The sequence below is a fragment of the Priestia sp. TSO9 genome, assembly GCF_021029645.1.
Classification (GTDB): Bacteria; Bacillota; Bacilli; order Bacillales; family Bacillaceae_H; genus Priestia; species Priestia megaterium_E.
In genome coordinates, this window is record NZ_JAJEKD010000015.1 from 803,892 (window position 1) to 827,128 (window position 23,237).

A 23,237-nucleotide genomic window follows, 5' to 3' on the forward strand; every position below is an offset into this window, starting at 1 on the left:
GCCGTTATGGCTTTTTATTAATAAATTGATAAATGATAGGTGGAGGTACTTCTAAAATGTATGTAATTACGTGTTATGTAGGAAAAGGTGAAATGAGAATGTACGAGTTTGATAGCAAAGAAGAAGCCCTTTCTCAGCTCAAAAACCTGAAAGGCTACAGTATTCTTTCAGAAGTTGTTTACTTTAATGATTCATCGGTTATTCCGGTAGCTATTTAATTATGCACCACTCAACCCTATAGGTACAAACTTGATAAGCTTCCTTTCGCTCAAAAGGAAGCTTCTTTTTTATGTTCTTCTGAGACTTCGGTCCCTTTTCTCTCCTCAACGTTTTGTTACGTCTGGTTCATTTTGTTTTCTTGCTTCAATCATATCAATAATTTGATTTGTATGTGGAGTTAGCACTGAGCATTTTTGATAGAAGGCTCCGTCTATAACAAGCAGCTCTTCATCCATCCCGCAAAACTTGCAGTGCAGCTCTTGTGGTCCTGCGTAAGAGGTGTGATAAACACTATCGTTAAAGATGGTGTAAAAAGTGTCTCTTTGCTGGGTATCGTAAAAGCTATATTGCTGGTTAGCGTCATCACGGTAGTTAACTCCATAGTTCCGGTCGAATTCTTCTTGAGTAAATCTATCCTGTAAAAGTTCATTTTGTACTAGTTCTCTTAAACAGCACTCTATTTCTTCATAGTTAAATGAACAATTGTGTGCGTAAACATTTAGTTCTTCAATGCTGTTCTCTTTTACCATCACTTCACTGCCGCAAATCTTACAGGGGCGTTTGGGACTCTGCTGATCAAAGTAAGAGAGCGTTTGTACCTTTTCCACTGCTATTTCATCGTTCGTCTTTTTGAATTCGATTTTTACATTTTCCGTTTGACTGACGCTTTCGTTATACAACAGCACTTCGTATTCATCTATATTCTTTCCATTTTCTTTTCGACTCAAATGCTCCATTACTTCATACGAAGAAATAGTAAAAAACTCTTTAAAATTCACCACTAACATGCATCCTTCCAAAAAAATTTACGTTCGCTATGTACCTGCTCTATACTACCATTTTTTCAAAGGCTCGCACCACTAAACGAACTTGTTTTAGATTCGCATATCCTTTTCTTATCTGGCATACATAACACTAACCCTTTCATAAGGAGGATTTCATGAATACGTATATAATCATCAGCATTGGCGTCGTTGCCAGCGCATGTTTATTTCGGAAATATCGAAAGCAAGTCGTTGAAATATATACAATCAGTGAATTTATTCACGCTAAAAACGGCGCGGTCGCTACAAGTTCCACGTGGCTTGAAAAGTTTTTTAAAGAACCTTACGCTACCGGACCAAACTATGAAAAAACAGAGGATGACGTTAGCGAGGATGAAGATAGGGACGGCGGAGAATAACTAAAACAAAAAAGAGATTGTGATATAACTACATCAATCCCATCTAAAGATCAACAGGTTGGATACATGAGCTGTACTGCTTATTACACCGCTGCTGATTTCCGTGCAAGGCTTCGCTTTCCGCGGGCGGCCGGTAAGCCTCCTCGCCGCTTCCGCTCCTGCGGGGTCTCACCTGTTCCGCTTTCCCCGCAGGAGTCTCCGCCTTCACCTCCAATCAACAGCTAGAAGCAGCTAAATAGATGAAATCTACGCTCATCCTACCAATAAAAAAATCCGAACGGTGAAGATTCTCCATCAAGAATCTTCACCGTTCGGATCTTCCTTCAGCTAAAACACTTTTGTCTCAGCCTCTTTCTTATTAATCATCGCTGCCTAAAATACCAAAAAAGCGAAGCAAGTTAATGAATAGATTAATAAAGTCTAAATAAAGAGATAGTGCCAGCAGTGGAACAAGCTCTTCTGTGATTTCACCGTGCTTCATTTTATTAAAATCATACAGCACATAAAGTGAGAAAACGATGGTACCAATCACTGAAAATGCCATGAGTCCAGGCGTTGTTAAGGGACTAAACAGCGAGAAAATGCTGATACACACTAGTGCTAACAGCGCTACTAATAAAAAGCTGCCTAAAAACCCTAAATCTTTTTTTGTTTTTGCCCCAATTACACCCATCACCGTAAAAATAACGAACGTGCTTCCAAAGGCATAAAGAACAACTTGCGCCCCCGCTACTGATGCATAATAGCTGACAATCGGAAACAGCGTGATGCCTGATATAAATGAAAAAGCATATGTAAAGCCATATCCTACGCTTTTTTTCTTTCGTAACATAAATGCGGCAACCAGCATCACAAGTTCAGCAATCGCTAACGGAAGGAAATAAGCCGGAGGCACATATTGACCTACATATAAGCCAACTGTTGAAATAAATAACGAAAAAATAAATGTTACTAATACTTTTTGAAACAGAGACCGCTGCTCTACTCCAATCACTTCTTGCATGTGTAAAACCTTCTTTCTAAAATCTGTTATATTTTATATAATACCTACCTTTTAAAGAAAAATAAAGATAATACTAAGGTCTTTTTTCTTATTTTTATAGACAAGAAAGCATAGACGCTGCCGTCTATGCTTTCTTGTCACCTCTTTATTTCGCCAACAGAATACCGTCAATAATGCCGTATGCCTTTGCTTCTTCAGCACTCATAAAATAATCTCGTTCCGTATCGTTTGCCACTTTTTCAACCGGCTGTCCCGTTCGTGTTGATATGATTTCATTAATATGCTGCTTCAGCTTTAAAATTCGGCGGGCGCTAATTTCAATTTCAGTCGCCTGCCCTCTAGCCCCTCCTAGCGGCTGATGAATCATAACTTCACTGTTCGGAAGTGCATAGCGCTTTCCTTTTGCTCCTGCTAGGAGAAGCAGTGCGCCAAAAGAAGCGGCCATGCCCGTGCAAATTGTTTGAACGTCCGGCTCGATATACTGCATCGTATCATAAATCGCAAACCCTGCTGAAGTGGAACCTCCGGGACTGTTAATATAAAGTGATATATCTTTTTTAGGATCATCTGCGGCGAGAAATAAGAGCTGCGCGACCACGCTGTTGGCAATATGATCATTGATTTCATCACCAATTAAAATAATTCGGTCTTTTAAAAGCCTCGAATAAATATCATACGAACGTTCACCGCGGTTGCTTTGTTCAATTACATATGGAATCGTGCTCATATATATCCTCCTTATCACACGTAATATGGCTATGCAGCCATGCAGAGAGTGCACGTCGGAGTATACGTTGGTTTTTGAATGACGCTTTTTAAGGAAGGCAAAGCCCCAATCAAAAGTGCTGGATCCTGCGCTTCTAACGTTTTATAAAACAGTTCTGACAGCTCATTACGCTCTTTTTCATCCCAAAAAGAATCTGTAGAAAACGGCTCACCGCTTTTTTCTAACCGCTGCTTAGCACGATGTAAATTGCTTTTCACCGCTGTTTCTGACGTTTGTAAAATCAACGCTATTTCTTTTAGCTGATAGCGAAAGCCTTCTTTTAAGAAAAAGATAACCGCTTGCTTCGGCGTAAACTGACTAAGGAGCAGCTCGACCGAGTGTCCCTTACTATCAAATGCCTGCTTGTCGGCCTGCTGCTCCAAACCTTCTTCTTCGGCTATTACTTCACGCTTTCGTTTTCTCAGCAGATCAATCCAGTGGTGATACGCAATTTTATTTAACAGCGCCGAAGATAGCTTGTGCTCTTCACCTTTATATCGCTGAGCTTTTAAAAACGTTTCTTGGGCAATATCGTCTCCGTCCCACGCATTTTGCGTTAAAAAACGGCAGTACTGCTGCAATTTTGGGTAATGCTCGTTCCAGCATTTATCGTCAAAGCTTTCTGTTTGTGTTTCAATTTTTTTTGAATGTGACATGATTTTCACTCCTTTTACACTCTCTATTTATTAAACGATTAAAGGAAGTTCAAAAGATACGGGGAATCAAACTTTTTTACACATTATACGCTTAAGCAGCCATTTTTTTGTATTATAATGAAGATACTTTTATCTGAGGAGTCTAAAATAATATGCGAAGAAGACGATTATATGGCAAGAAGAAAACGAACAAACTTCACTATAAAGACTTAACCTGTGAACACCCTCAGCCCGCTTTGCCTATGAGCTATACAAGTGAAGCTCCTTTTTACTATTATGACGCGTCAGACGATGAAAAACAAAACAACTTTGAACTATATTCAGAGGTTTGTATCATGAATCAAGAACATTTTTTCGTAAGAGGCTGTGTTGAAATTCCTGTTTTTAATGAAGAAGAATTTTTCACTTGGAACATATGGGTTTCTTTAAGCGAAGACAATTTTCATCGAATGATCGATTTATGGGAAAGTGACAAAAGAGAAAATGAACCGCCTTATTTCGGCTGGTTTTCAGTTTCAATTCCAGGCTATCCCGAAACGTTAAATTTGAAAACAAATGTGCATACAAGACCTGTTGGAATAAGACCGCTCATCGAGTTAGAGCCAACCGATCACCCTTTAGCCGTCGAGCAGCGGGAAGGGATAACGTTAGAGCGAGTCAAAGACATACAAAAACAATTGACTACCTATTAAAAAACCAAGACAGCCCCAGACTGTCTTGGTTTTTTACCTTTATGGCATGCGCTTTGCTCCGTAGTATTTAGGCGCCCAGTAGCTGTCTACTTTATAGTTTGTAATTTTCACGCCCTGGGATGTAGATACGTGAACGACGTAATCATTTCCAATGTAGATAGATGGAATAAGTGAACTTCCTTCAAAAAAGACGAGATCTCCCGGCTTCAAGTCAGATTGTGAAATGGTTTCTCCTGCTTCCCACTGCTGACTCGCATAGCGCGGAATGTCTTTTCCAGCTGCTTCTTTATAAATGTATTGAACAAAACCAGCCGTATCAAAGCCTGTAGAAGGGCTTGTCCCACCTTGTGCGTAAGGTACTTCTCCTACATATTTAAGAGATTCCGTCACAAATGGATTGTCTTTTGACAGCGATAAGTCATCGTAGCGCCTTGCTCCTGCGTACTTAGACGTCCAGTAGCTGCTTGTCAGGTAATCAACTGTCACATTTTCGCTGCGCTTGGCATGAACAAACTGATTGCCGCCTGCGTAGATGCCAACGTGTGAAATCCCTTCACGATACGTGTCTTTAAAAAAGATAACGTCTCCTGGCTTTAAATCTGCGCGAGCAACTTCTTCTCCAACTTGCCACTGCTGATCGGTTGATCTCGGAAGGTACACGTCCGATGCGTGTTGAAATACATACGCAACAAATGCGGAACAGTCAAAGCCGTCCGTTGGCGACTCGCCTCCGAATACATATGGTGTACCGAGATGTTTTAATGCTTCTGCAATGACTTCATTATCTTTTGCAATTTCCGGTGCGCCTGTAATGCGCTTTGCTTTGGCGAAATGTGATGACCAATACGCGCTGCTTGAAATGTTTTTCACCACGACTTTTCCGTCTGAAGAAGATGCATAAATCATCTCATCGTCTCCGATATAAATAGCGGCTACGTTCACTTCACCGTTTTCATCGGTGTCAAAAAACAATACATCGCCTGCCTGCAGCTCGTTTTTATCGACGTCTGTTCCAAGCTCTGACTGTTCTTTCACGGAACGAGGAAGCGTTGTATCCAGCGCTTGCTTAAACACATATTGAACGAAGCCAGAGCTGTCAAACCCATCGCTTAGCGTCTCTCCTCCAGACGTATAATCCGCTCCTTCATACGTTTTTGCTTTGTCAGCAATCACGTTTTCATCTGTGGCAGCCTGTACTTGCACAGCTTTTTCTGCAGAAAAAGCGCCGTCATAAAAAGTGGCAAGACTAAGTCCTAACGCTGTGACCATAAGGGGTTTCATTACTTTCATGTTTGTTCTCCTTTGTTTTTTATTTCATCCAAGAAGTTTTATATGTAAATGGTTCCTCTGTTAAAGTATGGTGCAGATGGATAGGAATTGGCTAGTACCTTTTGACTTAAATATGCTTCCCTTCCAAAGTCCTGTAAAAAATCCAGAAAAAAACTCGGCGCGTATTACGCCGAGCTTTTTTATTTCATGCCCACCTGGATATTTGCCGCTTTTTGTTTTTGACGTAAATTTGCAATCCACTTGTAGTAAAGTGTAATCAAAAGAACAAAAATACCAAGCGCAAAGTACAGTTTTGAATACCCTAAAGCACCTGCTGCAATTCCTAATACAAATGAACCAACCGCAATACCGCTATCATAAAACGTAAAGAACGTGGCAGTTGCGTATGCGCTTCGGTGAGCAGGGGCCGCTTGGATCGCAAGCGTTTGGAAGCTAGGAAGCAGCGTTCCGTAGCCTAGTCCTACTAATGCACCTGAAAACAGCAGCATCCAAGAAGAATGTGTAAGGCTTAAGCTAAATAGACCAATCCCAAAAACAATACATGATGGAATAATCACAATGTTTGGGCCAGATTTATCAAATAATCTTCCTGTAAACGGTCGTGAAATCAGCATCGCAGCTGCGAACACGACAAAGAAAAAGCTTGCTGTTTTAATCAATCCAAGCGACTGTGCGTACACAGAAATAAAAGAAATAATACTTGCATACGAAAAAGAAACAAGAATACCTACAGATGAAATCGGCATGGATTTTTTTTCAAACAAATCGCTCAGTGAAAAAGATTTCTTTACTGACGGAGCAGCGTTTTCTGGAAGATTTTTAACAAGCATTCCGCACAGCCAGCCAACGAGCATAATCACGCCAAATACAAGGAAAATAATGTTGTATGCGATGTATTGATGAAGCGTTAGTGCTAAAAACGGCCCTGCAACAACGGCTAAGTTCATTGACATTCCGAAGTAGCCAAGCCCTTCTCCTCGTCGTTTAGCGGGAACTAAATCCGCTGCAATCGCTCCGGTGACGGTTGTTGCTAAGCTGAATGAAATTCCTTGAAAGAAGCGCAGTAATAAAAGCACGTTAAAATGGTGGATGAACATATATAAGAAGGAAGAAAGCGCAAAAATGAGGGTACTAAATACAAGCGTTTTTTTCTTTCCAATGTTTTCAATGACTTTCCCTGAAAACGGTCTAACAATAATCGCAGATAATAAAAAGATGGTAACAACAAGCCCTGCCTGCGTACTCGTGCCGTCTAAGGCGTCTAATACATAAATCGGCAGCAGCGTTAGCAATGCATAAAACACAACAAAAATAAAAAAGTTAGTAATCGCAATGCTGATAAAACTTTTAGTCCAGATTGGCTCCTGCTGGTTCGTCATTCATTTCACCCTTTTCTGTAGATTTACAAATTTTCTTTAATAACGAAATAAGCTGATCTTGTTCGCTGTCGGATAAAGCAATCAGCAAATTTTCTTCTAAACGTTCAATTTCTTGCTGAATTTCCGGAAGCTTTTTCTTCGCTTGAGGAGATAAATAAACGATGCGCTCTCGCTTATCACTGCCTGCTTTTCTAACGATCCATCCGCTTTTTTCAAGCCTTGTTAACGTGCGGGTAACCGTTGGCGCTTCGACATTTAAATACTGCCAAATCTCCGTTTGCGTCATCGAGCCGAATCGCTTTAAACAAAATAAAATTGAGTACTGTGAGCTGTATAGCCCGTACGCTTTTAACACTTCATTTACTTCTTTAATAGACAATCTCGACTTTTGATGAAGCTCATGAAAAACCAAGTTATTCACTTTTTCCACCTCACCTTTTCATTTTATTTACCTAGGTAACTAATTGTTCTTTTATTAGTATATGTGCTGCTACTTGATGTGTAAAGGCGGCGAAAAAGGGCTAAAATCAGCTGTTTTCTCTCTTTTTCTACTAATGATTTACGCTTTCACTTCTGTTTTCTTATTCTTTCGTATCACGAAATTTTTTGTATATATTTACATGCACCTGCAAACTCTGTTAGAGAAGACGAAACACTATGCGGGAGGCTGGTATATGTTTTCACTGCGCGGCGATGCTCATAAAGTCTACCTTAAACTGAAAAAAGCAGCTCATCAAAACCAAAACGCAGAAGAAATTGATGAATTAGCGGAAATGGAAGAAATCCGGCAGCTTTACCTTACGCTCGAAAGCGCTACTTTGCGAAAAGTGTATTACCGAATGACTAAAGAAAAAAACGGCTCCGGCGTCATTCCCATCCTTGTTTCTGCTTTGCCTTGGCTCTTTTTTTTATTTTCGCAGCGACTGCAGCAATTTTTATTTAAAGACGGCAGCTGGCTTTGGATTATTTTTGTGGTGCTGTATGTTTTTATTCTCATTCCAAGCGTGTTTCTTCATTTTCGTGAACAATCGTGGGCTTCTGTTCATATTGAAATTATTCAAGACATTTTAAAAGACCGTGAAAAAGAGCCGAAACCCCTTTGAGGTCCGGCTCTTTTTTACCTATTATGAAATAGCTTGTCTGCTTTCTACGTCTCGACCTAACTTTCTTTTGATACGCTGCAGCGCGTTGTCAATTGACTTGACGTGCGTATTTAATTCTTTCGAAATTTCAGCGTATGAATGGCCGTCCATATACAGCGTCAATGCTTTTCTTTCCAATTCACTAAGTGTTTCCGCAATTTTTAACTCGCGGTCTTCCACTTTTTCTTGATGAATCAGCACCGCTTCCGGATTAGCAATTTGATCGCCAGGAATCATATCCATCAGCGTATAGTTTGATTCTTCATCATACAGAGGCTTGTCCAATGAAATGTACGAATTTAAAGGACCGTGCTTTTGACGAGTAGCCGTTTTAATCGCCGTAATGATTTGTCTTGTGATACATAACTCCGCAAACCCCTTAAAAGATGTTAGCTTGTCTTCGTTAAAGTCGCGAATTGCTTTGTACAGTCCAATCATTCCTTCTTGGACGATATCTTCTTTTTCAGCACCAATCAAAAAGTATTTTCTTGCTTTACCCCTCACAAGATTTTGATACTTGTTGATTAAATACTCCAATGATTTTTCATCTCCGCTGTGAACCATTTCAACCAAAACATGATCTTCTAACATAGCATAATTTTGAACTTTTTCAATTACGATGCCTACGCTCACTCATATCCCCCCGTTACACTTAGTTGAGTTTTGATGTGTTCTAAACTGATGCATGATCTACTTGTTACGACGCTACTGCAATACGGTCCAGAAACGTAAAAAGCGTACAGGTAAACTGTCGCTTTCCTCTCTCACTTTATGCTCCCCTGCATCTTTCTATAATCTATTATAAAGAAGTATAACCGATAAAAATCAAAAAGGTTGTCGAAATATGAAAGTGTTTGCAAAAAAAATCAATTTTTATAGAAAATTCACACAAATCACTTTATTATTTCATATAGTGACAGCAATCTGTCAAAAAAGCAATAAAAAAATAATTCCATATGAAATAAACTTACTCAAGCAGAGTAAGTCGAAGTTGCAGATGATACTGCGCATATAGGATTAGTTGCCTTCCGGCTTATCAGCATTTTTTGTTCCCTTGCTTTTATAAGGCTTTGCATTTTTCTTCTTTTTTGCACTCGCCTGCCAGCGGTTCCACCCTTTTTTGCCGGTGCCTCGCCCCGTGCCGCCTTTACCTTTTGCTTTACTCATACGTATTCCTCCGTTACCTGCGTGTTTGTTACAATAAAAAAAGACCCCGTCCAAAGTCGGAGTCTTTTTTGGATTGCATAAAATTATGCTTTTACAACGTTAGCAGCTTGTGCACCGCGTTGACCTTGCTCGATGTCGAAAGTCACTTTTTGACCTTCGTCTAAAGATTTGAATCCGTCGCCTTGAATTGCGCTGAAATGTACGAATACATCTTCTCCGCCTTCAATTTCGATGAAACCGAAACCTTTTTCTGCATTAAACCATTTTACTGTACCTTCAGTCATACTATTTCCTCCAGTGGTGGAATTACTCCACGCATATATTACTACCCTTGCTCAATCGTACTATTTCCAGATAAAAATTTCTATTGAAGAATATTTCTCTTCTTTCAATTTCATACCGAACAAAAATAATTAACCTTAGTGTAACATATCAATTTAGAAATAGCAAGTTTCTGTTCTAAGACAGGCTTCAACCTATTATGTACCTGCTAAAAGCCTACGGGGCAGCTTTGAGGCTACCCACATTTCTGGATTGTGATGCGGCATCATAAGGTTTTTTCATTCAGCAATATGCATCATCTCCACAAAAATAAATATCTCACATCCTGCTTTCTAAGAACTATGCCACTTATAAATGGACATGCACATTTTTTATCAATTTATTTTCTACTCTCTTTCCACCCACGCAATAAAATAACCATTAATTACAAAATAAGATAATAATAGTATATAATGATACGTGATTTATAGCTAAGGAGGAACCACATGATTCGTGAACGATCACTTTTAATAAAAGGACTCACCTTTTTACTAGCCGTTTTTATTTTAAACATCCCTTTTCCTAACTCAACGCCGCTCAGTCATTCTGTCTTTTCTTTTTTAGGTCTTCCCCTCTATGGAAATGAAGAAACAATGACGGGAATTCAATATGCCAGCAATGCGTGGGGAATTATACTTTTACTTGGTCTTTTTGCCCTTTACAAAAGTTTAAATCGGCATCGTTTAAAACTAACGATGTTTGCTGCGTTTATTGTCATATCGGGTCCTGGTCATATGGTTGAAGCGATGCAAAAGACCGTATTACCAGGTATGTATGCCGTTTCTTACGATGCGGAAAACAGCATTTGTACATTTGAGAGAAATAAAAAAGAAACCGTATTAACGGGCACCTGTGACCTTTCATTTGAAAATCACAGCTCAAAACCCGTTACGTTTGAAGTAGCAATGGATGAACGCTCCTATTTTAAAGAAGATACCCCTTTTTTAGTGATGATGAATAAGCCTAAGCTTCATACTGTTACGTTGGAACCAAAAACGTATCAAACTGTTGAAATCACTTCATCTGTCAAAGCAGCAGGATTTCCTTCTAAAATCTTTATGAGTGAAGTAAACGGTTTTCACGTCAACATTTATCAAAACGGGAAAAAGCGTTATTTATAAGCATAGAAAAAGCCCTTATAGGGCTTTTGAAATGAGTGGATTACCAGCCAAAGCCTCCGCCGTAGCAGCTGCAGCCGATGATCACTAATAAAATAAACAATACAACTAATAAAGCAAAACCAGATCCATGACCATATCCAGGGTTTCCAGACATACGAACACTTCCTTTTCTTTAATTACTCTTTCCTCAAGAAAAACGCCGCTTGCATTTCACTTGAGTTGGATTATCTTATGCCTAAACGCGCCCTTTTGACTCTGGTTTTTTCTTTTTTCTTTTTCCTTCTTGCCATGCACCTCATTAATAAAAGAAGAAAACAGCCTAAGAAAAGCGCTAACTTCGCTTCTTCTCCTCTGTCCAAAAGAGATTAAGGCATAACGAAATCAATTCAATCTAAAGACGAACAAATGAGATACATAAGCTGAAACTTACGTTCACCATACCAATAAAAAAATCCGAACGAGTTACATTCATCGTTCGGATCTTTCTTAAACTAAAATGCTTTTCAGCCTCTCTTACAAAATCATTTATTTCACTAGCTTACGTCTTTCAGAAGACCGTACTTCCGTACGCTTACCGATACCTAGTACATAGTAGCTCAGCACAACAACAGCTAAAAAGATAATGCCGACAATCAGCGATATGCGCGTTTCATCATTAAACCACATGCCTACAAGCACCATCAATAAAAACGCGATGGTTACGTAGTTCGTCACAGGAGCAAAAGGCATTTTAAATGGATGTTGGTCCATCGCCGCTCCTTTTGCTTTTCGAAAACGAATTTGACTGATAAGAATCACAAACCACGGAATCATACCTGGAAGCACGCTAGCACTGTACACGTACACAAAAACGTTTGGCGGTGCAATATAATTTAAGACAACGCCCGCAGCTAAGCCAATCATCACCGCAACGGTACTATAAATAGGCACGCCGTTTCGAGAAACCTTTGTAAAAAAAGCCGGAGCCTGACCGTTTACACCTAGCGTGTAAAGCATACGTCCCGCACTGAAAATTCCGCTGTTGCACCCAGACATGGCCGCTGTGATGACAACAAAGTTAATAATGCCCGCCGCTGCTGTAATTCCTACTTTAGCAAACGTAGAAACAAACGGACTGCCGAGTGAATCCAGCTCGTTCCACGGATACACCGTTACAATCACAAAGATGGCGCCGATATAAAAAATTAAAATACGCCAAATTAAGCTTTGAATTGCACTTGTTAACGTTTTTTTAGGATCTTTTGCTTCTCCTGCTGTAATTCCAATAAGCTCTACTCCTTGATAGGCAGCAATAACAAGCGACAAGGCAAAGAAAAAGCCGGACCATCCGCCTGTAAAGAAACCGCCGTTTGCCCACAAATTCGACAGGCCAAGCGCTTCGCCGCCGTTTCCAAGACCAAAGAAAATAAGGCCAAGACCAGCGATAATCATGAGAACAATTGTAACAATTTTAATCATTGCAAACCAAAATTCAAACTCTCCAAACGATTTCACCGAAATTAAATTGGCCCCACCGAGGATGACCATGGCGACAATTCCCGGAACCCACGCCGGTAAATGTGGGAACCAGTACTGCATGTAAGCTCCGACTGCAATAATCTCTGCCATGCCCACAATCACCCATTGAAACCAGTTGCTCCAAGCCGTGATATAACCCGCTAACGGATGAATATATTTATGACCAAATGTCGCAAACGAACCCGTACTTGGCTCTAAATAAAGCATCTCACCCATTGCGCGCATAATAAAGAAAATAAAAACACCGCAAATAGCATACGCAAGCAGGACGGATGGCCCCGTCCATTTAATAGTGCTTGCTGAACCCATGAATAACCCTACCCCAATCGTTCCTCCAAGAGCAATCATTTGGATATGACGAGATTCAAGCCCTCTTTTTAACTCTTTGTTTGCCAATTTACTTCCCCCTAGCCCCTCGTGATGATTTTCTCTTCTATTAAGAAATTCTTTTATTCCCCTGTCCTGATAGGGAACTATCATCTTTTTTCTTTTTCATAAAGAAGTATGAACATACCACAAATACAGCAATCAGCAGCGTGAGATAAAACTGAGTGCGAAGTGAATCAATAAATGCCATCGCAATAAAGATACTTGTGATTGCCGCAATCGTTCCATACGTTAAATAAGGAAACAGCCACATTCTGATTTTTAATGCTTCCGGCTTTTCTTTTTCGTATTTCTTTCTCATGCGAAGCTGTGAAAAAGCAATAACAAGGTACACAAGAAGCGCTACGCCTCCCGATGCGTTTACTAAAAATAAAAAGATTTTATCAGGTGAAAGATAGTTAAAACCAACGCTGATGTAAGAAATCACGGTACATCCTACAATAGCATTAAACGGAATGCCTTTTTTATTCACTTTCAAAAACATGCGCGGCGCGTCTCCTTTTTGCGCCATTGAGTACAGCATACGAGAACTCGTGTATAGACCTGAATTTAAGCAAGACAAAACAGCAGTCAGTACGATAAAGTTCATAATTTGAGCCGCTGCCGGAACGTTTACCAGCTCTAATATCGAAACAAACGGACTTTTCATCAAGCTTGAAGAATCCCACGGAAGGATCGTTACTAAGATTAAAATGGACCCAAGATAAAAAATTAAAATACGATAAATAACGGTATTTGTTGCGATAGTGATCGCTCGCTCAGGCTGAGCCGATTCTCCAGCCGCCGTTGCGACAATTTCTGTTCCCATAAAAGAAAACATCACAATCGCCACTCCTAAAAAGACCGAGCTGATTCCATTTGGAAGAAATCCGCCTCTATGAAGAAGGTTCGATGCTCCCGGAGACTCTACTCCCGGTATTAAACCGAGGATGATCGCTCCTCCTAAAAGTAAAAACAGCACTAAACTAACTACTTTAATAAGTGAAAACCAGTATTCAAATTCACCAAATGATTTAACAGAGTATAAGTTCGTTAACGTTAATAAAAACGTCAGGATGAGACTCACGCCCCAAGACGGTAAAGACGGAAACCAATATTGAATAATCGTTGAACCTGCAATCGCTTCAACAGCAATAACAATTACCCAGAAAAACCAGTACAGCCAGCCGATTGTGAAGCCAGCCCACGGTCCAAGCGCTTCTCTGGCATATGTGGCAAACGAGCCGCTTGAAGGATTAGCCGTAGACATTTCCCCCAGCATTCGCATAACTAAAATCACCAGCAAACCGGCAAACGCGTACGAAAAAATGGAACCAGGACCCGCTGCGTTAATGAGTGATCCGCTTCCAATGAACAAACCGGCACCAATGATTCCTCCTAAAGAAATCATGGTTATGTGTCGAATTTTTAATTCTTTTTTTAACTCAGGCGGTTGATGACTCATGTTAAAATCCTCCTCATAAAAACCGTCATTTAAAGAATTACACGTTCTTCGCATCGCGCGTTAAATATGTAAGCCCTTACAATACTATGGACAACTAACTGCAGTTTCACTACCCTCCTTCTATCTGTACATTCAAATGAAGCCTTCACTTAACGCAAAAGATCGCTTCATTCAACAAAATTACTTTTCGAATTATATGATAATTTATTTTGAACAACTTTGTCTATTGTTTTTTTGAAAGGAAGATCATTTTCATTTACTAACGATAAACTCTTTCTTTTATCGTAATTCTTTAGTTCAAAACATCTTTACTTATGCTTACCTCTGTCCTTTATTGTGCTTTTTGTTCAAAATCACTATAAAAACCATAGATTCATTGTCACTTTAAACAAAAGTGTTTATTTTTAAAAATTTTTGAACATTTTTGTTAAAAAACTATGTACAAAACGAGAATAAGGTGATTATAATACAGGTATAGGGTGTTGGAATATTAATTATGTTGTAAATTTTCTAAAAAAGGGGTAATGAAAATGAACACAATGAATATTAACGAAATCAAACAATACAAACACGAGCCTTTCACGGATTTTACGATTGCAGAAAACAAAGATGCGTTTGAATCAGCACTAGAACTTGTACAATCAGAGCTTGGAAAGGACTATCCTCTTGTAATTGGCGGAGAGTTAATTACAACAGAAGATCAAATTCAGTCGATTAACCCCGCTAATAAAGCAGAAGTTATTGGCCGCGTGTCAAAAGCAGATCAAGACTTGGCTGAAAAAGCTATGCAAGCTGCACTTTCTACCTTTAATACGTGGAAAAAAGAAGCGCCTGAAGCAAGAGCAGATATTCTTTTCCGCGCAGCGGACATCATTCGCCGCCGCAAACATGAATTTTCAGCTTACCTTGTAAAAGAAGCAGGAAAGCCGTGGAATGAAGCAGATGCTGATACAGCAGAAGCAATTGACTTCCTTGAATACTACGCTCGCCAAATGGTGCAGCTAAAAGACGGTGCGCCTGTTGAGAGCCGCGACGGTGAAGAAAATAAATTTAACTACATTCCGCTTGGTGTCGGCGTTATTATTTCACCGTTTAACTTCCCGTTAGCGATCATGGCTGGAACAGCAGCAGCAGCAATCGTAGCAGGAAATACGGTTCTATTAAAACCGGCTAATAACACACCTGTTATCGCAGCAAAATTTGTGGAAGTAATGAAAGAAGCTGGCCTTCCAGACGGCGTACTGAACTACGTGCCGGGAAGCGGGAGCGAAATTGGCGACTATTTAGTAGATCACCCAAAAACACGCTTCGTTTCATTTACAGGTTCGCGTGAAGTAGGCTGCCGCATCTATGAACGCGCAGCAAAAGTACAGCCTGGTCAAATTTGGCTAAAACGCGTTATTGCTGAAATGGGCGGGAAAGACACGGTCGTTGTAGATAAAGATGCTGATTTAGATTTAGCTGCTTCTTCTATTGTGTATTCAGCATTTGGCTTCTCTGGACAAAAGTGTTCAGCAGGCTCTCGTGCAGTTGTTCACCAAGACGTATACGATATCGTTCTTGAAAAAGCAGTTGCGCTGACAAAAACATTAACAATGGGCAGCCCTGAAGATGTGAACACGTATATGGGACCTGTTATTGACCAGGCTTCTTTCAACAAAATTACAAAGTACATTGAAATCGGTAAAGAAGAAGGCCGTTTAATGACGGGCGGAGAAGCAGATGATTCAAAAGGCTACTTCATTCAGCCTACGATCATTGCAGATGTAGATGAAAAAGCACGTTTAATGCAAGAAGAAATCTTCGGCCCAGTCGTAGCATTCTGCAAAGCGCGCGACTTCGATCATATGATGGAAATTGCTAATAATACAGACTACGGCTTAACAGGTGCCCTTCTTTCGAATACGCCTGAGCACATCGAGCGTGCAAAAGAAGAGTTCCACGTCGGAAACCTTTACTTCAACCGCGGTTGTACAGGTGCCATCGTTGGGTACCAGCCGTTTGGCGGATTTAATATGTCAGGAACAGATTCAAAAGCTGGCGGTCCTGATTACTTGATTCTGCACCTGCAAGCAAAAACAACAAGCACAACGCTTTAATACTCAGTAGAGCAGCCCTAGGCTGCTCTATCTTAAAACAACAAGGGATTTTTTCTATAGGGGGAGATATTTATGTTGGCAGAGGTATCTAAAAATGTGTTTCTTCACGCTTCCCAAAATAAAGCGCTAAACAAAGCGGCGAAAAAATGGGGTCTTCGCTTTGGTGCAGCTCAAGTGGTAGCTGGCGACACGATTGAACATGCGATCAAAAAAGTACGGGAACTGAATGAAAAAGGACTCGTTTGTACGCTTGATCATTTAGGGGAATTTGTTTCAAGCAGAGAAGAAGCTATCGAAGCGACTCAATATAATGTCAGAACGCTAGAAGCTATGGGGCAAGCCGGTGTAACGTGCAACTTATCTGTCAAAATGACGCAGCTTGGTTTGGATATTGACCGCAGTTTTTGCGTTGAGAACATGCGCCGCATTCTTGAAACGGCGAAAAAATACGATAACTTCGTCCGAATCGACATGGAAGACTACGCTCACTGTCAAATGACGCTAGATATTTTACGAGAGCTTCGCGAGACGTTTGATAATGTTGGAACGGTTATTCAAGCTTACCTCTTCCGCGCTGAACAAGACGTAAAAGAGCTAAAAGGCATTCCTCTTCGATTGGTAAAAGGCGCATATCAAGAATCACCAACCGTGGCGTTTCAAGATAAAGCCCAAATTGACGAGAACTATATGCGAATTATCGAAGAGCATCTGCTTAGCGGAACATACACGGCTATCGCATCTCACGACCACAATATTATTGCAAAAGTAAAAGAGTTCGCTCACAAAAACAACATCCCGCGCACGCAGTTTGAATTTCAAATGCTGTACGGATTCCGAACAGATATGCAGCTTAGCCTTGCAAAAGAAGGCTATACAATGCGCGTATACGTGCCGTTTGGCAACGACTGGTTTGGCTACTTTATGCGCCGCTTAGCGGAAAGACCGCAAAACGTCGCATTTGCTTTAAAAGGTTTCTTTTCTAAATAAGCATTCATTTAGTAAGTTCCATAATGAAAACGCTATCATTTCTTTGTGCCCTTTGTAGATGCTTCTGCAAAGGGCTTTTTTTATACGATTTCTCTTCCTTTTCAGTATGTATTAAGGTAAAATAAAAATACGAACGAACGTTCTTTTAATTCCAAACAAAAAGGAGAGTACATATGAATCCTCTATCAAAATTAGCACTGCCTACTAAGCTAGAACCTTACCGAAAAGAAATCGAAAAAACATGTAAGCCTTACATCCACATCAATACGGTCAGAAACAGTCCAAAATTATACGAAAGCAAGTTTGGCGGCAACCCTTACCTTCCTCTAGAAGCAAATCATCCTCTTGATTCTCAAGGTAAGCCGATGCTCCTGATGGCACAAATCAATTTTTCTGAAGTACCTTCCTATGAAAATATGCCCATTCAAGGCATGCTTCAATTTTTCATTTGTGGAGCTGATAACGAAAGCACGGGCGATATGTACGGTCTTAATTTTGACCACCCTACGGCTCAAAAAGACTTTCGCGTCGTTTTTTATGAAGACATAACAACCGACGAAAACAAGTTAACAACCGATTTTACGTATCTAGAGGACGTTGACCGAGATATGTTCCCTATTCCTCAAGAAGTAGGTTTACAGTTTGAATTAAGAATCGAACCCGTTTCCCCTACTGACTATCGATATAATGATATAGAATCAGGTTTATTTGACGATGAAGAAACGGAAGAAATCTACTGGGATGAGCTTACGGGTGAGTATCATAAAATGGGCGGATACGCATTTTTCACTCAAAGCGATCCTCGAGACTACGATGAAGCGCTGCGAGCATACAACATTCTGCTTCTTCAATTCGCTATGGACGACGAAGCGGATATTATGTTTGGTGATGCGGGAGTAGCCAATTTCTTTATTAAAGAAAAAGACCTTCGCAACCGTAACTTTAGAGATGTTTTGTACAACTGGGACTGCTGTTAAAAAAACGCCCTCTTAGAAAAGTATCTAGGAGGGCGTTTTTTCACATTATTATTATTTACTACTCAGCCTGTTTTTTCGTCTCTTGCAGCATTCAGCGTTTCTTTAAACTGCTGTAGCGCTTTTACATCTGCAAATGTGTTTATAGGAATAACATATCCGCTCATTGCGCTAACAAGAATAAAGATATGTTCATCGGTTTCTCTAATTTGAGTGATGCTTGACCAAGGAGTCTTCACTTCTCCTTTTGAGCTTTTCTCTACCAAGCCATCTTCCGTAACCATTATAGTATGCTCACCCGTCAGACTGCTGTTATCTCCTTCATTTATTACCTTTACAATGTTCTTTTTAATACTTCCGTAAAAATATTTCGGATAAAATAAAAACCACAGCACCGCAAGCAGTGCAAACGCTGCGAACATGCCGAGTAAAAATTCTCCTTCAACCCACGAAACAAGCAAAGGAATAAGAAGAAAAATAAGCGACATCCATCGCTGAACTCTCAGCACTTTTTGTACTCTTTCCGAATGTTGAGCGTGATGCATGTTAAAAGCTACGTAATCCTCTTTTGTTAACGTATAATGATATTCCATATTAATCTCCAATTCTCCTAAATAACAACAAAATAAAATATACCTCATTTGGTGTTATATGTATATAAAATAATAAGTTTTTCTTATGAAAAGCATCATCTTTTTGTCATTTATTTACACGTACACATCACGTAAACTTAACTAGTACTCTACTATTTAAGGAGGACTGTTTATGACTTTTACACTGACGCATATTGATCATATTCAGCTAGCTGCACCCCCAAATTCAGAAAGCGAAGCACGACACTTTTTCGGAACCGTTCTTGGCTTAACAGAAGTCGAAAAGCCGGAAAGTCTAAAAAAGCGCGGCGGCGTGTGGTTTGAATTTGGTTCTTATCAACTGCATATTGGTGTGGAACCTGCCTTTTCACCCGCAAAAAAAGCGCATCCAGGCTTTCACGTCAAAAATCTCCCTGCGTTCAAAGATCATCTGACTAGCTTCGGTATTTCTTTTATAGAAGACCAAAACATTCCCGGTGTCGAAAGAATTTACGTGGCTGATCCTTTTGGCAACCGAATGGAGTTCTTAGAGAAAGTGAATCTCCCTTTTTCTAACTGAATGTTCGACAAAACAAGAGCTCTTATTTAAGAGCTCTTGTTTTCTTTTGGTCCTTCTTTTTGCTTTTCTTTCCACAGCATGTATAGCAACACCCCCAGCACACAAAATGCCACGCCAAACATTGTTAAAGGAAATAAAAATGTATTAATAAAATGATGATAAACCCATGAGTCGTTCATCTAACCAGCTCCAATACGCACCGTTTTTTTTACAGTATGCCCTAATATAAGCTTTTTTATGTTGTGTTAAATATCATGGTTTCTATCATATTTCTATTTTTTTTTAATAGAGTAAATAGTAGATACATAACATTCTCCTCTTAGAGTTCTCATCACTGATTTCAAAATTTTATTAGAGGAGGCTTACTCTATGAAAAACAAGTTCACTGAAAAGCCTAAAAAGCTTTTTTGGATTCTTTCTTATAAATCATTAATTATCGCTATACTATTTGTTCTCTTAACATCTGCCGCTATTTTTACCGTCACGTATTCAACTTTTCAGCATACGCTGCGCTCGAACGTTGTCTATCAAGCACTATCAAATTATAAAGCCCAAAGCTTGTTCTACTTCATGCATACGGAAAACCATCATTTCTCTCATGCCTTTGAAGAAGATTTCTCTCCGCCTCCTCTCTCTTCTGTCGCTCTGCAGCTGGCGACGAACATTCGCGTGGCAGATACAAGAAGTCTATTTGGATCAGAACTGCCCGGCTTTTCTATTTTTGATTCTCATATTCTATTAGCCGGTGAAGGAACAGATTATACCACGATTCCCCATGAATCGGCTCCTCCGCTCGAAAGCATTTCAGGCGAGCGTGATTTGGATCCTGCTGAAAGCAAAACGTACGAAGAAAGCAAAAAACAGTCTCAAACACAGGCCAAGCAAAGTACGGGAGACAGAAAAGTTGTGTACATCTATCACACGCACAGCTGGGAATCTTATTTCCCTTTACTTGGTATGCAAGGTGAAGCGAACGAAAATAAAGCCGTTGATAACAAAACCAACATCACGCTCGTTGGTCAAATGCTAGGAATGGAATTAAAAGCAGACGGAATCGGTTCGGAAGTAGATACAACTAATATGACGCAAAAGCTGAATGAAAAAGGCTGGGGTACAGGACGAGCCTATATGATGTCTCGCAGCGTAGTGGAAACAGCTCTTCAGCAAAACAAAGACGTCGATTATTTAATTGATATTCATCGTGATTCACTGCGCCAAGAAAAAACAACGGCTGCTATTAACGGCAAATCGTACGCTAAAATGATGATTGTATTAGGTGAAGCAAACCCGAAATTTGATGAAAACGTGAAAATGGCTAAAGCGATTCATGAAAAACTAGAAGAAAAATATCCAGGCCTTAGCCGCGGAGTGTTAAGCAAAAAGAAAACAAGCGGCAATAACGGGCTATATAATCAAGACTTATCCGACCGCTCCATTTTAATTGAAGTAGGCGGCGTCGATAACAATATGGAAGAACTCACAAATACCGTCAAAGCTTTTTCTGATGTATTCAGCGAGTATTATTGGCAAGCTGAAAAAGTGAATGCGCAGTAAACAAAAACTAGCTACCGGGGGTAGCTAGTTTTTGTTTCTATAAGAGTCACGCTTCTCCTCTTCTTCACACGCAAAGCACACAAGCTTCCCTTCAACAACCGCACCGTTTAAAAATCCCTCTAAACAGTACACGTTCTTTTGACATATCGTGCAGATTCCAACGTACTCTTTCACGACTTTCTCACTCCTTACATACGATTAAAAACCATAAAAAAAAGCTCTATTAAAGAGCTTCTTTCTGTACATAGGATTTTCCTTCATTTCAACAAACGGCTCATTCCCTCAGGAGAAAGCGGCTTATCAAATAGATAGCCTTGACCGATATGACAGCCTTGGTCCGTCACAAACTGCAGCTGTTCTTCGTTTTCAATTCCTTCTGCAGTGAGATTAAAGTTAAGTTTCTTTCCCATTTGAATAATCGTTTCCACCAGCACTTTTCCAACTTCGTCTAAGTCGTCAATAAATGATTTATCAATTTTTAACGTATTAATCGGCAAGTGTTTCAAATAGCTAAGGGATGAATAGCACGTTCCGAAATCATCCATCGCCACTTTTATCCCTAGACTCCGCAGGCGGTTTAGCACTTTTTTCGATTCTTGACTGTTTTGAATAACGCTTTCGGTGATTTCAAGTTCCAGAAAGTGCGGCTCAAGACCTGTTTTTTGCAAGATTTGCTCAATCTCCGCTACGAATCGTGAGGACTTCAGCTGAATAGGTGATACGTTCACTCCTATTTTGCTCGCTTTTGAATTCAGCTCTGTCCATGCTTTCATTTGCTTACACGCTTCTTCTAACACCCACTTGCCAACGGGCACAATTAGACCCACTTCTTCTAAAATAGGCAAAAATTCATTTGGATAGACGGTACCAAATTTTGCGCTATTCCAGCGAATAAGCGCTTCTGCCCCTATCACACCAGACGTTTTCAAATCAATTAACGGCTGATAAACGAGCTGAAACTCATTTCTTTCTAACGCATACTTTAACTCATTCTCCATGCTGATTGTTTTAATTATTCGTTCATTAGATGAAGACGAACTCATTTCATATGTGTTTCGTCCATTCCGTTTTGCTACATACATCGCAATATCTGCTTGTTTGATCAGCCGGTCGATTAGTTCATCTGCGTCTTTTGGAATAATATGCTGCTGACATTCCTTTGAAAACAAGCTGATGCCAACGCTTGTAGAGGTTAGCACTTTATCTCCGTCTATATAAAAAGGAAGCGACATTTCCTTTACGATCTGCTCGGTCATTTCTTCAATTTCCTCAACAGTTTTTAGTGTATGCAGCACTAAAATAAACTCATCGCCCCCGTGCCGCGAGATAAAATCAGAGGACGGAATACATTTTTTTAATCTTTCTGCTACGCGCCTCAGCAGCACATCGCCGTGATGATGGCCAAGCGTATCATTTATTGATTTAAAGCGGTCTAAATCTAAAAATAAAATAGCCAGCAGTTCTGGAGATTCTTCATCTAAAAACAGTTTTTTCAGCTGTTTGTTTAACCAGTAGCGGTTAGGTAAATTGGTTAACGGATCATAATAAGCCATTTGCTTAATTTTTTCTTCATATGCTTTTCGTTTTGTAATATCATTGCGAATCGATACGTACTGATACGGCTTGCCCCGCTCATCTAAAAAAGGAACAATGGTTGTATCCACCCAGTAGTACGAGCCGTCTTTTGCCTTGTTTTTTATCTCTCCGTGCCATACCTTACCGGATCTGATCGTGCTCCATAACTCTTTAAAAAACAAGCTTGAATGATGTTTCGAATTAATAATACGATGGTCCTGACCGAGAAGCTCATGTCTTTCGTACTTAGAAATTTCACAGAATTTATCGTTCACGTGATTGATGAATCCACGACTATCCGTAATCGCTACGATCGATGATTCATTTAACGCAAGTTCAATATCATTTAGTTTTTTCAGCGCTTCTTTAAATTTATATTCAAAATGCCTGTTTTCCATAGCCTATACACCTTTATCAAAATTTTAACGATAAAACAAAACCTATGACGAAATGATAGAGAGGAATCGTGAATAATGAATACAAATTAATTAGCAACGGACAACGAATTGGTTTGTCCGATTACCTTACATTATTAAAATAGCAAGCGTAGGATCGCTTCTTTTCCTCTTTCCACCTTCACAAACTTCTTACAAGAAGTTCGTAAAAAA

At 39.9% G+C, this 23,237-nt stretch carries 28 protein-coding genes; 10 read left to right on the forward strand and 18 right to left on the reverse strand.

What is annotated here, in order from left to right:
- Positions 1-56: 56 nt before the first annotated feature.
- Positions 57-218 (forward strand): hypothetical protein, encoded by a 162-nt coding sequence (locus LJC66_RS19355; protein WP_230933354.1) that lies wholly within the window; start codon positions 57-59, stop codon positions 216-218.
- Between the two features lie 105 nt (positions 219-323).
- Here LJC66_RS19355 and LJC66_RS19360 read toward each other — a convergent pair whose 3' ends face one another.
- Positions 324-1,007: a hypothetical protein gene (locus LJC66_RS19360; RefSeq protein WP_230933355.1), complete on the reverse strand. Its 684-nt coding sequence runs from the start codon at positions 1,005-1,007 to the stop codon at positions 324-326.
- Between the two features lie 152 nt (positions 1,008-1,159).
- Here LJC66_RS19360 and LJC66_RS19365 point away from each other — a divergent pair, with 152 nt between their 5' ends.
- Positions 1,160-1,402, forward strand: coding sequence for a hypothetical protein (locus LJC66_RS19365; RefSeq protein WP_230933356.1), 243 nt, complete (start codon positions 1,160-1,162; stop codon positions 1,400-1,402).
- An 83-nt stretch (positions 1,403-1,485) separates the two neighbouring features.
- Here LJC66_RS19365 and LJC66_RS27850 read toward each other — a convergent pair whose 3' ends face one another.
- The 4 genes from LJC66_RS27850 to LJC66_RS19380 form a co-directional block, all read right to left on the reverse strand.
- Entirely contained in the window at positions 1,486-1,620 is a 135-nt protein-coding gene (locus tag LJC66_RS27850) for a hypothetical protein (RefSeq protein WP_269067672.1), read from the reverse strand.
- A 140-nt stretch (positions 1,621-1,760) separates the two neighbouring features.
- Entirely contained in the window at positions 1,761-2,405 is a 645-nt protein-coding gene (locus LJC66_RS19370) for a Bax inhibitor-1/YccA family protein (protein ID WP_028409806.1), read from the reverse strand.
- Positions 2,406-2,550: 145 nt separating this feature from the next.
- Entirely contained in the window at positions 2,551-3,132 is a 582-nt protein-coding gene (clpP, locus tag LJC66_RS19375) for an ATP-dependent Clp endopeptidase proteolytic subunit ClpP (protein WP_230933357.1), read from the reverse strand.
- A 29-nt stretch (positions 3,133-3,161) separates the two neighbouring features.
- A complete protein-coding gene (locus tag LJC66_RS19380) occupies positions 3,162-3,827 on the reverse strand; it encodes a sigma-70 family RNA polymerase sigma factor (protein ID WP_230933358.1) in 666 nt (221 codons plus the stop codon).
- A 152-nt stretch (positions 3,828-3,979) separates the two neighbouring features.
- Here LJC66_RS19380 and LJC66_RS19385 point away from each other — a divergent pair, with 152 nt between their 5' ends.
- Positions 3,980-4,519 carry a DUF2199 domain-containing protein gene (locus LJC66_RS19385; RefSeq protein ID WP_195696186.1) on the forward strand — a complete coding sequence of 180 codons (540 nt, stop codon included), beginning with the start codon at positions 3,980-3,982 and terminating at the stop codon, positions 4,517-4,519.
- A gap of 39 nt (positions 4,520-4,558) precedes the next feature.
- Here the strand turns inward: LJC66_RS19385 and LJC66_RS19390 are convergent, their stop codons facing one another.
- The 3 genes from LJC66_RS19390 to LJC66_RS19400 all read right to left on the reverse strand — a co-directional run bounded on the left by LJC66_RS19390 (position 4,559) and on the right by LJC66_RS19400 (position 7,609).
- On the reverse strand, positions 4,559-5,809 hold the full coding sequence (locus LJC66_RS19390) for a C40 family peptidase (RefSeq protein WP_230933359.1): 1,251 nt from the start codon (positions 5,807-5,809) through the stop codon (positions 4,559-4,561).
- A 179-nt stretch (positions 5,810-5,988) separates the two neighbouring features.
- The gene (locus LJC66_RS19395; protein ID WP_230933360.1) at positions 5,989-7,188 is read right to left on the reverse strand and encodes an MFS transporter; all 1,200 of its coding nucleotides are present in this window, start codon (positions 7,186-7,188) and stop codon (positions 5,989-5,991) included.
- The gene (locus LJC66_RS19400; RefSeq protein WP_013058498.1) at positions 7,157-7,609 is read right to left on the reverse strand and encodes a MarR family winged helix-turn-helix transcriptional regulator; all 453 of its coding nucleotides are present in this window, start codon (positions 7,607-7,609) and stop codon (positions 7,157-7,159) included. Before LJC66_RS19400 ends, LJC66_RS19395 begins: the two co-directional genes overlap by 32 nt.
- Before the next feature lie 253 nt (positions 7,610-7,862).
- On the opposite strand from LJC66_RS19400, the gene LJC66_RS19405 reads away from it, so the two are divergent.
- Positions 7,863-8,291, forward strand: coding sequence for a hypothetical protein (locus tag LJC66_RS19405; RefSeq protein WP_025750030.1), 429 nt, complete (start codon positions 7,863-7,865; stop codon positions 8,289-8,291).
- A gap of 21 nt (positions 8,292-8,312) precedes the next feature.
- On the opposite strand, the gene sigH is transcribed toward LJC66_RS19405, so the two are convergent.
- The 3 genes from sigH to LJC66_RS19420 form a co-directional block, all read right to left on the reverse strand.
- Positions 8,313-8,963, reverse strand: coding sequence for an RNA polymerase sporulation sigma factor SigH (gene sigH, locus LJC66_RS19410; protein ID WP_013058500.1), 651 nt, complete (start codon positions 8,961-8,963; stop codon positions 8,313-8,315).
- 384 nt (positions 8,964-9,347) lie between these two features.
- Positions 9,348-9,503 carry a DUF3934 family protein gene (locus tag LJC66_RS19415; protein ID WP_162837669.1) on the reverse strand — a complete coding sequence of 52 codons (156 nt, stop codon included), beginning with the start codon at positions 9,501-9,503 and terminating at the stop codon, positions 9,348-9,350.
- Positions 9,504-9,580: 77 nt separating this feature from the next.
- Positions 9,581-9,781: a cold-shock protein gene (locus LJC66_RS19420; protein WP_013058502.1), complete on the reverse strand. Its 201-nt coding sequence runs from the start codon at positions 9,779-9,781 to the stop codon at positions 9,581-9,583.
- 483 nt (positions 9,782-10,264) lie between these two features.
- On the opposite strand from LJC66_RS19420, the gene LJC66_RS19425 reads away from it, so the two are divergent.
- On the forward strand, positions 10,265-10,939 hold the full coding sequence (locus LJC66_RS19425) for a hypothetical protein (protein ID WP_230933361.1): 675 nt from the start codon (positions 10,265-10,267) through the stop codon (positions 10,937-10,939).
- Positions 10,940-10,979: 40 nt separating this feature from the next.
- Here the strand turns inward: LJC66_RS19425 and LJC66_RS19430 are convergent, their stop codons facing one another.
- The 3 genes from LJC66_RS19430 to LJC66_RS19440 all read right to left on the reverse strand — a co-directional run bounded on the left by LJC66_RS19430 (position 10,980) and on the right by LJC66_RS19440 (position 14,288).
- A complete protein-coding gene (locus LJC66_RS19430; protein WP_075419294.1) occupies positions 10,980-11,093 on the reverse strand; it encodes a YjcZ family sporulation protein in 114 nt (37 codons plus the stop codon).
- Between the two features lie 371 nt (positions 11,094-11,464).
- Positions 11,465-12,853 (reverse strand): amino acid permease, encoded by a 1,389-nt coding sequence (locus LJC66_RS19435; protein ID WP_195696182.1) that lies wholly within the window; start codon positions 12,851-12,853, stop codon positions 11,465-11,467.
- Between the two features lie 40 nt (positions 12,854-12,893).
- Positions 12,894-14,288 (reverse strand): amino acid permease, encoded by a 1,395-nt coding sequence (locus LJC66_RS19440; RefSeq protein WP_230933362.1) that lies wholly within the window; start codon positions 14,286-14,288, stop codon positions 12,894-12,896.
- Positions 14,289-14,818: 530 nt separating this feature from the next.
- Between LJC66_RS19440 and pruA the strand changes: the two genes are divergently transcribed.
- The 3 genes from pruA to LJC66_RS19455 all read left to right on the forward strand — a co-directional run bounded on the left by pruA (position 14,819) and on the right by LJC66_RS19455 (position 18,351).
- Positions 14,819-16,387 (forward strand): L-glutamate gamma-semialdehyde dehydrogenase, encoded by a 1,569-nt coding sequence (gene pruA, locus LJC66_RS19445; RefSeq protein WP_230933363.1) that lies wholly within the window; start codon positions 14,819-14,821, stop codon positions 16,385-16,387.
- 72 nt (positions 16,388-16,459) lie between these two features.
- On the forward strand, positions 16,460-17,374 hold the full coding sequence (locus LJC66_RS19450) for a proline dehydrogenase family protein (protein WP_025750035.1): 915 nt from the start codon (positions 16,460-16,462) through the stop codon (positions 17,372-17,374).
- Positions 17,375-17,547: 173 nt separating this feature from the next.
- Positions 17,548-18,351 carry a YwqG family protein gene (locus LJC66_RS19455; RefSeq protein WP_230933364.1) on the forward strand — a complete coding sequence of 268 codons (804 nt, stop codon included), beginning with the start codon at positions 17,548-17,550 and terminating at the stop codon, positions 18,349-18,351.
- Positions 18,352-18,413: 62 nt separating this feature from the next.
- Here LJC66_RS19455 and LJC66_RS19460 read toward each other — a convergent pair whose 3' ends face one another.
- Complete coding sequence (locus tag LJC66_RS19460; protein ID WP_230933365.1) at positions 18,414-18,941, reverse strand: YcxB family protein; 528 nt, start codon at positions 18,939-18,941, stop codon at positions 18,414-18,416.
- Between the two features lie 172 nt (positions 18,942-19,113).
- Between LJC66_RS19460 and LJC66_RS19465 the strand changes: the two genes are divergently transcribed.
- On the forward strand, positions 19,114-19,500 hold the full coding sequence (locus LJC66_RS19465) for a VOC family protein (RefSeq protein ID WP_195696179.1): 387 nt from the start codon (positions 19,114-19,116) through the stop codon (positions 19,498-19,500).
- Between the two features lie 26 nt (positions 19,501-19,526).
- Here LJC66_RS19465 and LJC66_RS19470 read toward each other — a convergent pair whose 3' ends face one another.
- Positions 19,527-19,679 carry a hypothetical protein gene (locus tag LJC66_RS19470; RefSeq protein ID WP_013058513.1) on the reverse strand — a complete coding sequence of 51 codons (153 nt, stop codon included), beginning with the start codon at positions 19,677-19,679 and terminating at the stop codon, positions 19,527-19,529.
- 190 nt (positions 19,680-19,869) lie between these two features.
- Between LJC66_RS19470 and spoIIP the strand changes: the two genes are divergently transcribed.
- A complete protein-coding gene (gene spoIIP, locus LJC66_RS19475) occupies positions 19,870-21,054 on the forward strand; it encodes a stage II sporulation protein P (RefSeq protein ID WP_230933366.1) in 1,185 nt (394 codons plus the stop codon).
- A gap of 24 nt (positions 21,055-21,078) precedes the next feature.
- On the opposite strand, the gene LJC66_RS19480 is transcribed toward spoIIP, so the two are convergent.
- Both LJC66_RS19480 and LJC66_RS19485 read right to left on the reverse strand, forming a co-directional pair.
- Entirely contained in the window at positions 21,079-21,228 is a 150-nt protein-coding gene (locus LJC66_RS19480) for a hypothetical protein (RefSeq protein WP_230933367.1), read from the reverse strand.
- A gap of 83 nt (positions 21,229-21,311) precedes the next feature.
- The gene (locus LJC66_RS19485; protein WP_230933368.1) at positions 21,312-23,027 is read right to left on the reverse strand and encodes a putative bifunctional diguanylate cyclase/phosphodiesterase; all 1,716 of its coding nucleotides are present in this window, start codon (positions 23,025-23,027) and stop codon (positions 21,312-21,314) included.
- Between the last annotated feature and the right edge of the window lie 210 nt (positions 23,028-23,237).

Excerpts from the sequence above, each read along its gene's own strand:
- LJC66_RS19360 (WP_230933355.1), bottom strand. The coding sequence starts at position 1,007 with ATGTTAGTGGTGAATTTTAAAGAGTTTTTTACTATTTCTTCGTATGAA.
- LJC66_RS19385 (WP_195696186.1), top strand. The coding sequence starts at position 3,980 with ATGCGAAGAAGACGATTATATGGCAAGAAGAAAACGAACAAACTTCAC.
- LJC66_RS19355 (WP_230933354.1), top strand. The coding sequence starts at position 57 with ATGTATGTAATTACGTGTTATGTAGGAAAAGGTGAAATGAGAATGTAC.
- pruA (WP_230933363.1), top strand. The coding sequence starts at position 14,819 with ATGAACACAATGAATATTAACGAAATCAAACAATACAAACACGAGCCT.
- LJC66_RS19390 (WP_230933359.1), bottom strand. The coding sequence starts at position 5,809 with ATGAAAGTAATGAAACCCCTTATGGTCACAGCGTTAGGACTTAGTCTT.
- LJC66_RS19395 (WP_230933360.1), bottom strand. The coding sequence starts at position 7,188 with ATGACGAACCAGCAGGAGCCAATCTGGACTAAAAGTTTTATCAGCATT.
- LJC66_RS19365 (WP_230933356.1), top strand. The coding sequence starts at position 1,160 with ATGAATACGTATATAATCATCAGCATTGGCGTCGTTGCCAGCGCATGT.
- LJC66_RS19450 (WP_025750035.1), top strand. The coding sequence starts at position 16,460 with ATGTTGGCAGAGGTATCTAAAAATGTGTTTCTTCACGCTTCCCAAAAT.
- LJC66_RS19465 (WP_195696179.1), top strand. The coding sequence starts at position 19,114 with ATGACTTTTACACTGACGCATATTGATCATATTCAGCTAGCTGCACCC.
- LJC66_RS19380 (WP_230933358.1), bottom strand. The coding sequence starts at position 3,827 with ATGTCACATTCAAAAAAAATTGAAACACAAACAGAAAGCTTTGACGAT.
- LJC66_RS19370 (WP_028409806.1), bottom strand. The coding sequence starts at position 2,405 with ATGCAAGAAGTGATTGGAGTAGAGCAGCGGTCTCTGTTTCAAAAAGTA.
- LJC66_RS19405 (WP_025750030.1), top strand. The coding sequence starts at position 7,863 with ATGTTTTCACTGCGCGGCGATGCTCATAAAGTCTACCTTAAACTGAAA.
- LJC66_RS19420 (WP_013058502.1), bottom strand. The coding sequence starts at position 9,781 with ATGACTGAAGGTACAGTAAAATGGTTTAATGCAGAAAAAGGTTTCGGT.
- LJC66_RS19470 (WP_013058513.1), bottom strand. The coding sequence starts at position 19,679 with ATGAACGACTCATGGGTTTATCATCATTTTATTAATACATTTTTATTT.
- LJC66_RS19460 (WP_230933365.1), bottom strand. The coding sequence starts at position 18,941 with ATGGAATATCATTATACGTTAACAAAAGAGGATTACGTAGCTTTTAAC.
- spoIIP (WP_230933366.1), top strand. The coding sequence starts at position 19,870 with ATGAAAAACAAGTTCACTGAAAAGCCTAAAAAGCTTTTTTGGATTCTT.
- clpP (WP_230933357.1), bottom strand. The coding sequence starts at position 3,132 with ATGAGCACGATTCCATATGTAATTGAACAAAGCAACCGCGGTGAACGT.
- LJC66_RS19425 (WP_230933361.1), top strand. The coding sequence starts at position 10,265 with ATGATTCGTGAACGATCACTTTTAATAAAAGGACTCACCTTTTTACTA.
- LJC66_RS19430 (WP_075419294.1), bottom strand. The coding sequence starts at position 11,093 with ATGTCTGGAAACCCTGGATATGGTCATGGATCTGGTTTTGCTTTATTA.
- LJC66_RS19440 (WP_230933362.1), bottom strand. The coding sequence starts at position 14,288 with ATGAGTCATCAACCGCCTGAGTTAAAAAAAGAATTAAAAATTCGACAC.
- LJC66_RS19485 (WP_230933368.1), bottom strand. The coding sequence starts at position 23,027 with ATGGAAAACAGGCATTTTGAATATAAATTTAAAGAAGCGCTGAAAAAA.
- LJC66_RS19455 (WP_230933364.1), top strand. The coding sequence starts at position 17,548 with ATGAATCCTCTATCAAAATTAGCACTGCCTACTAAGCTAGAACCTTAC.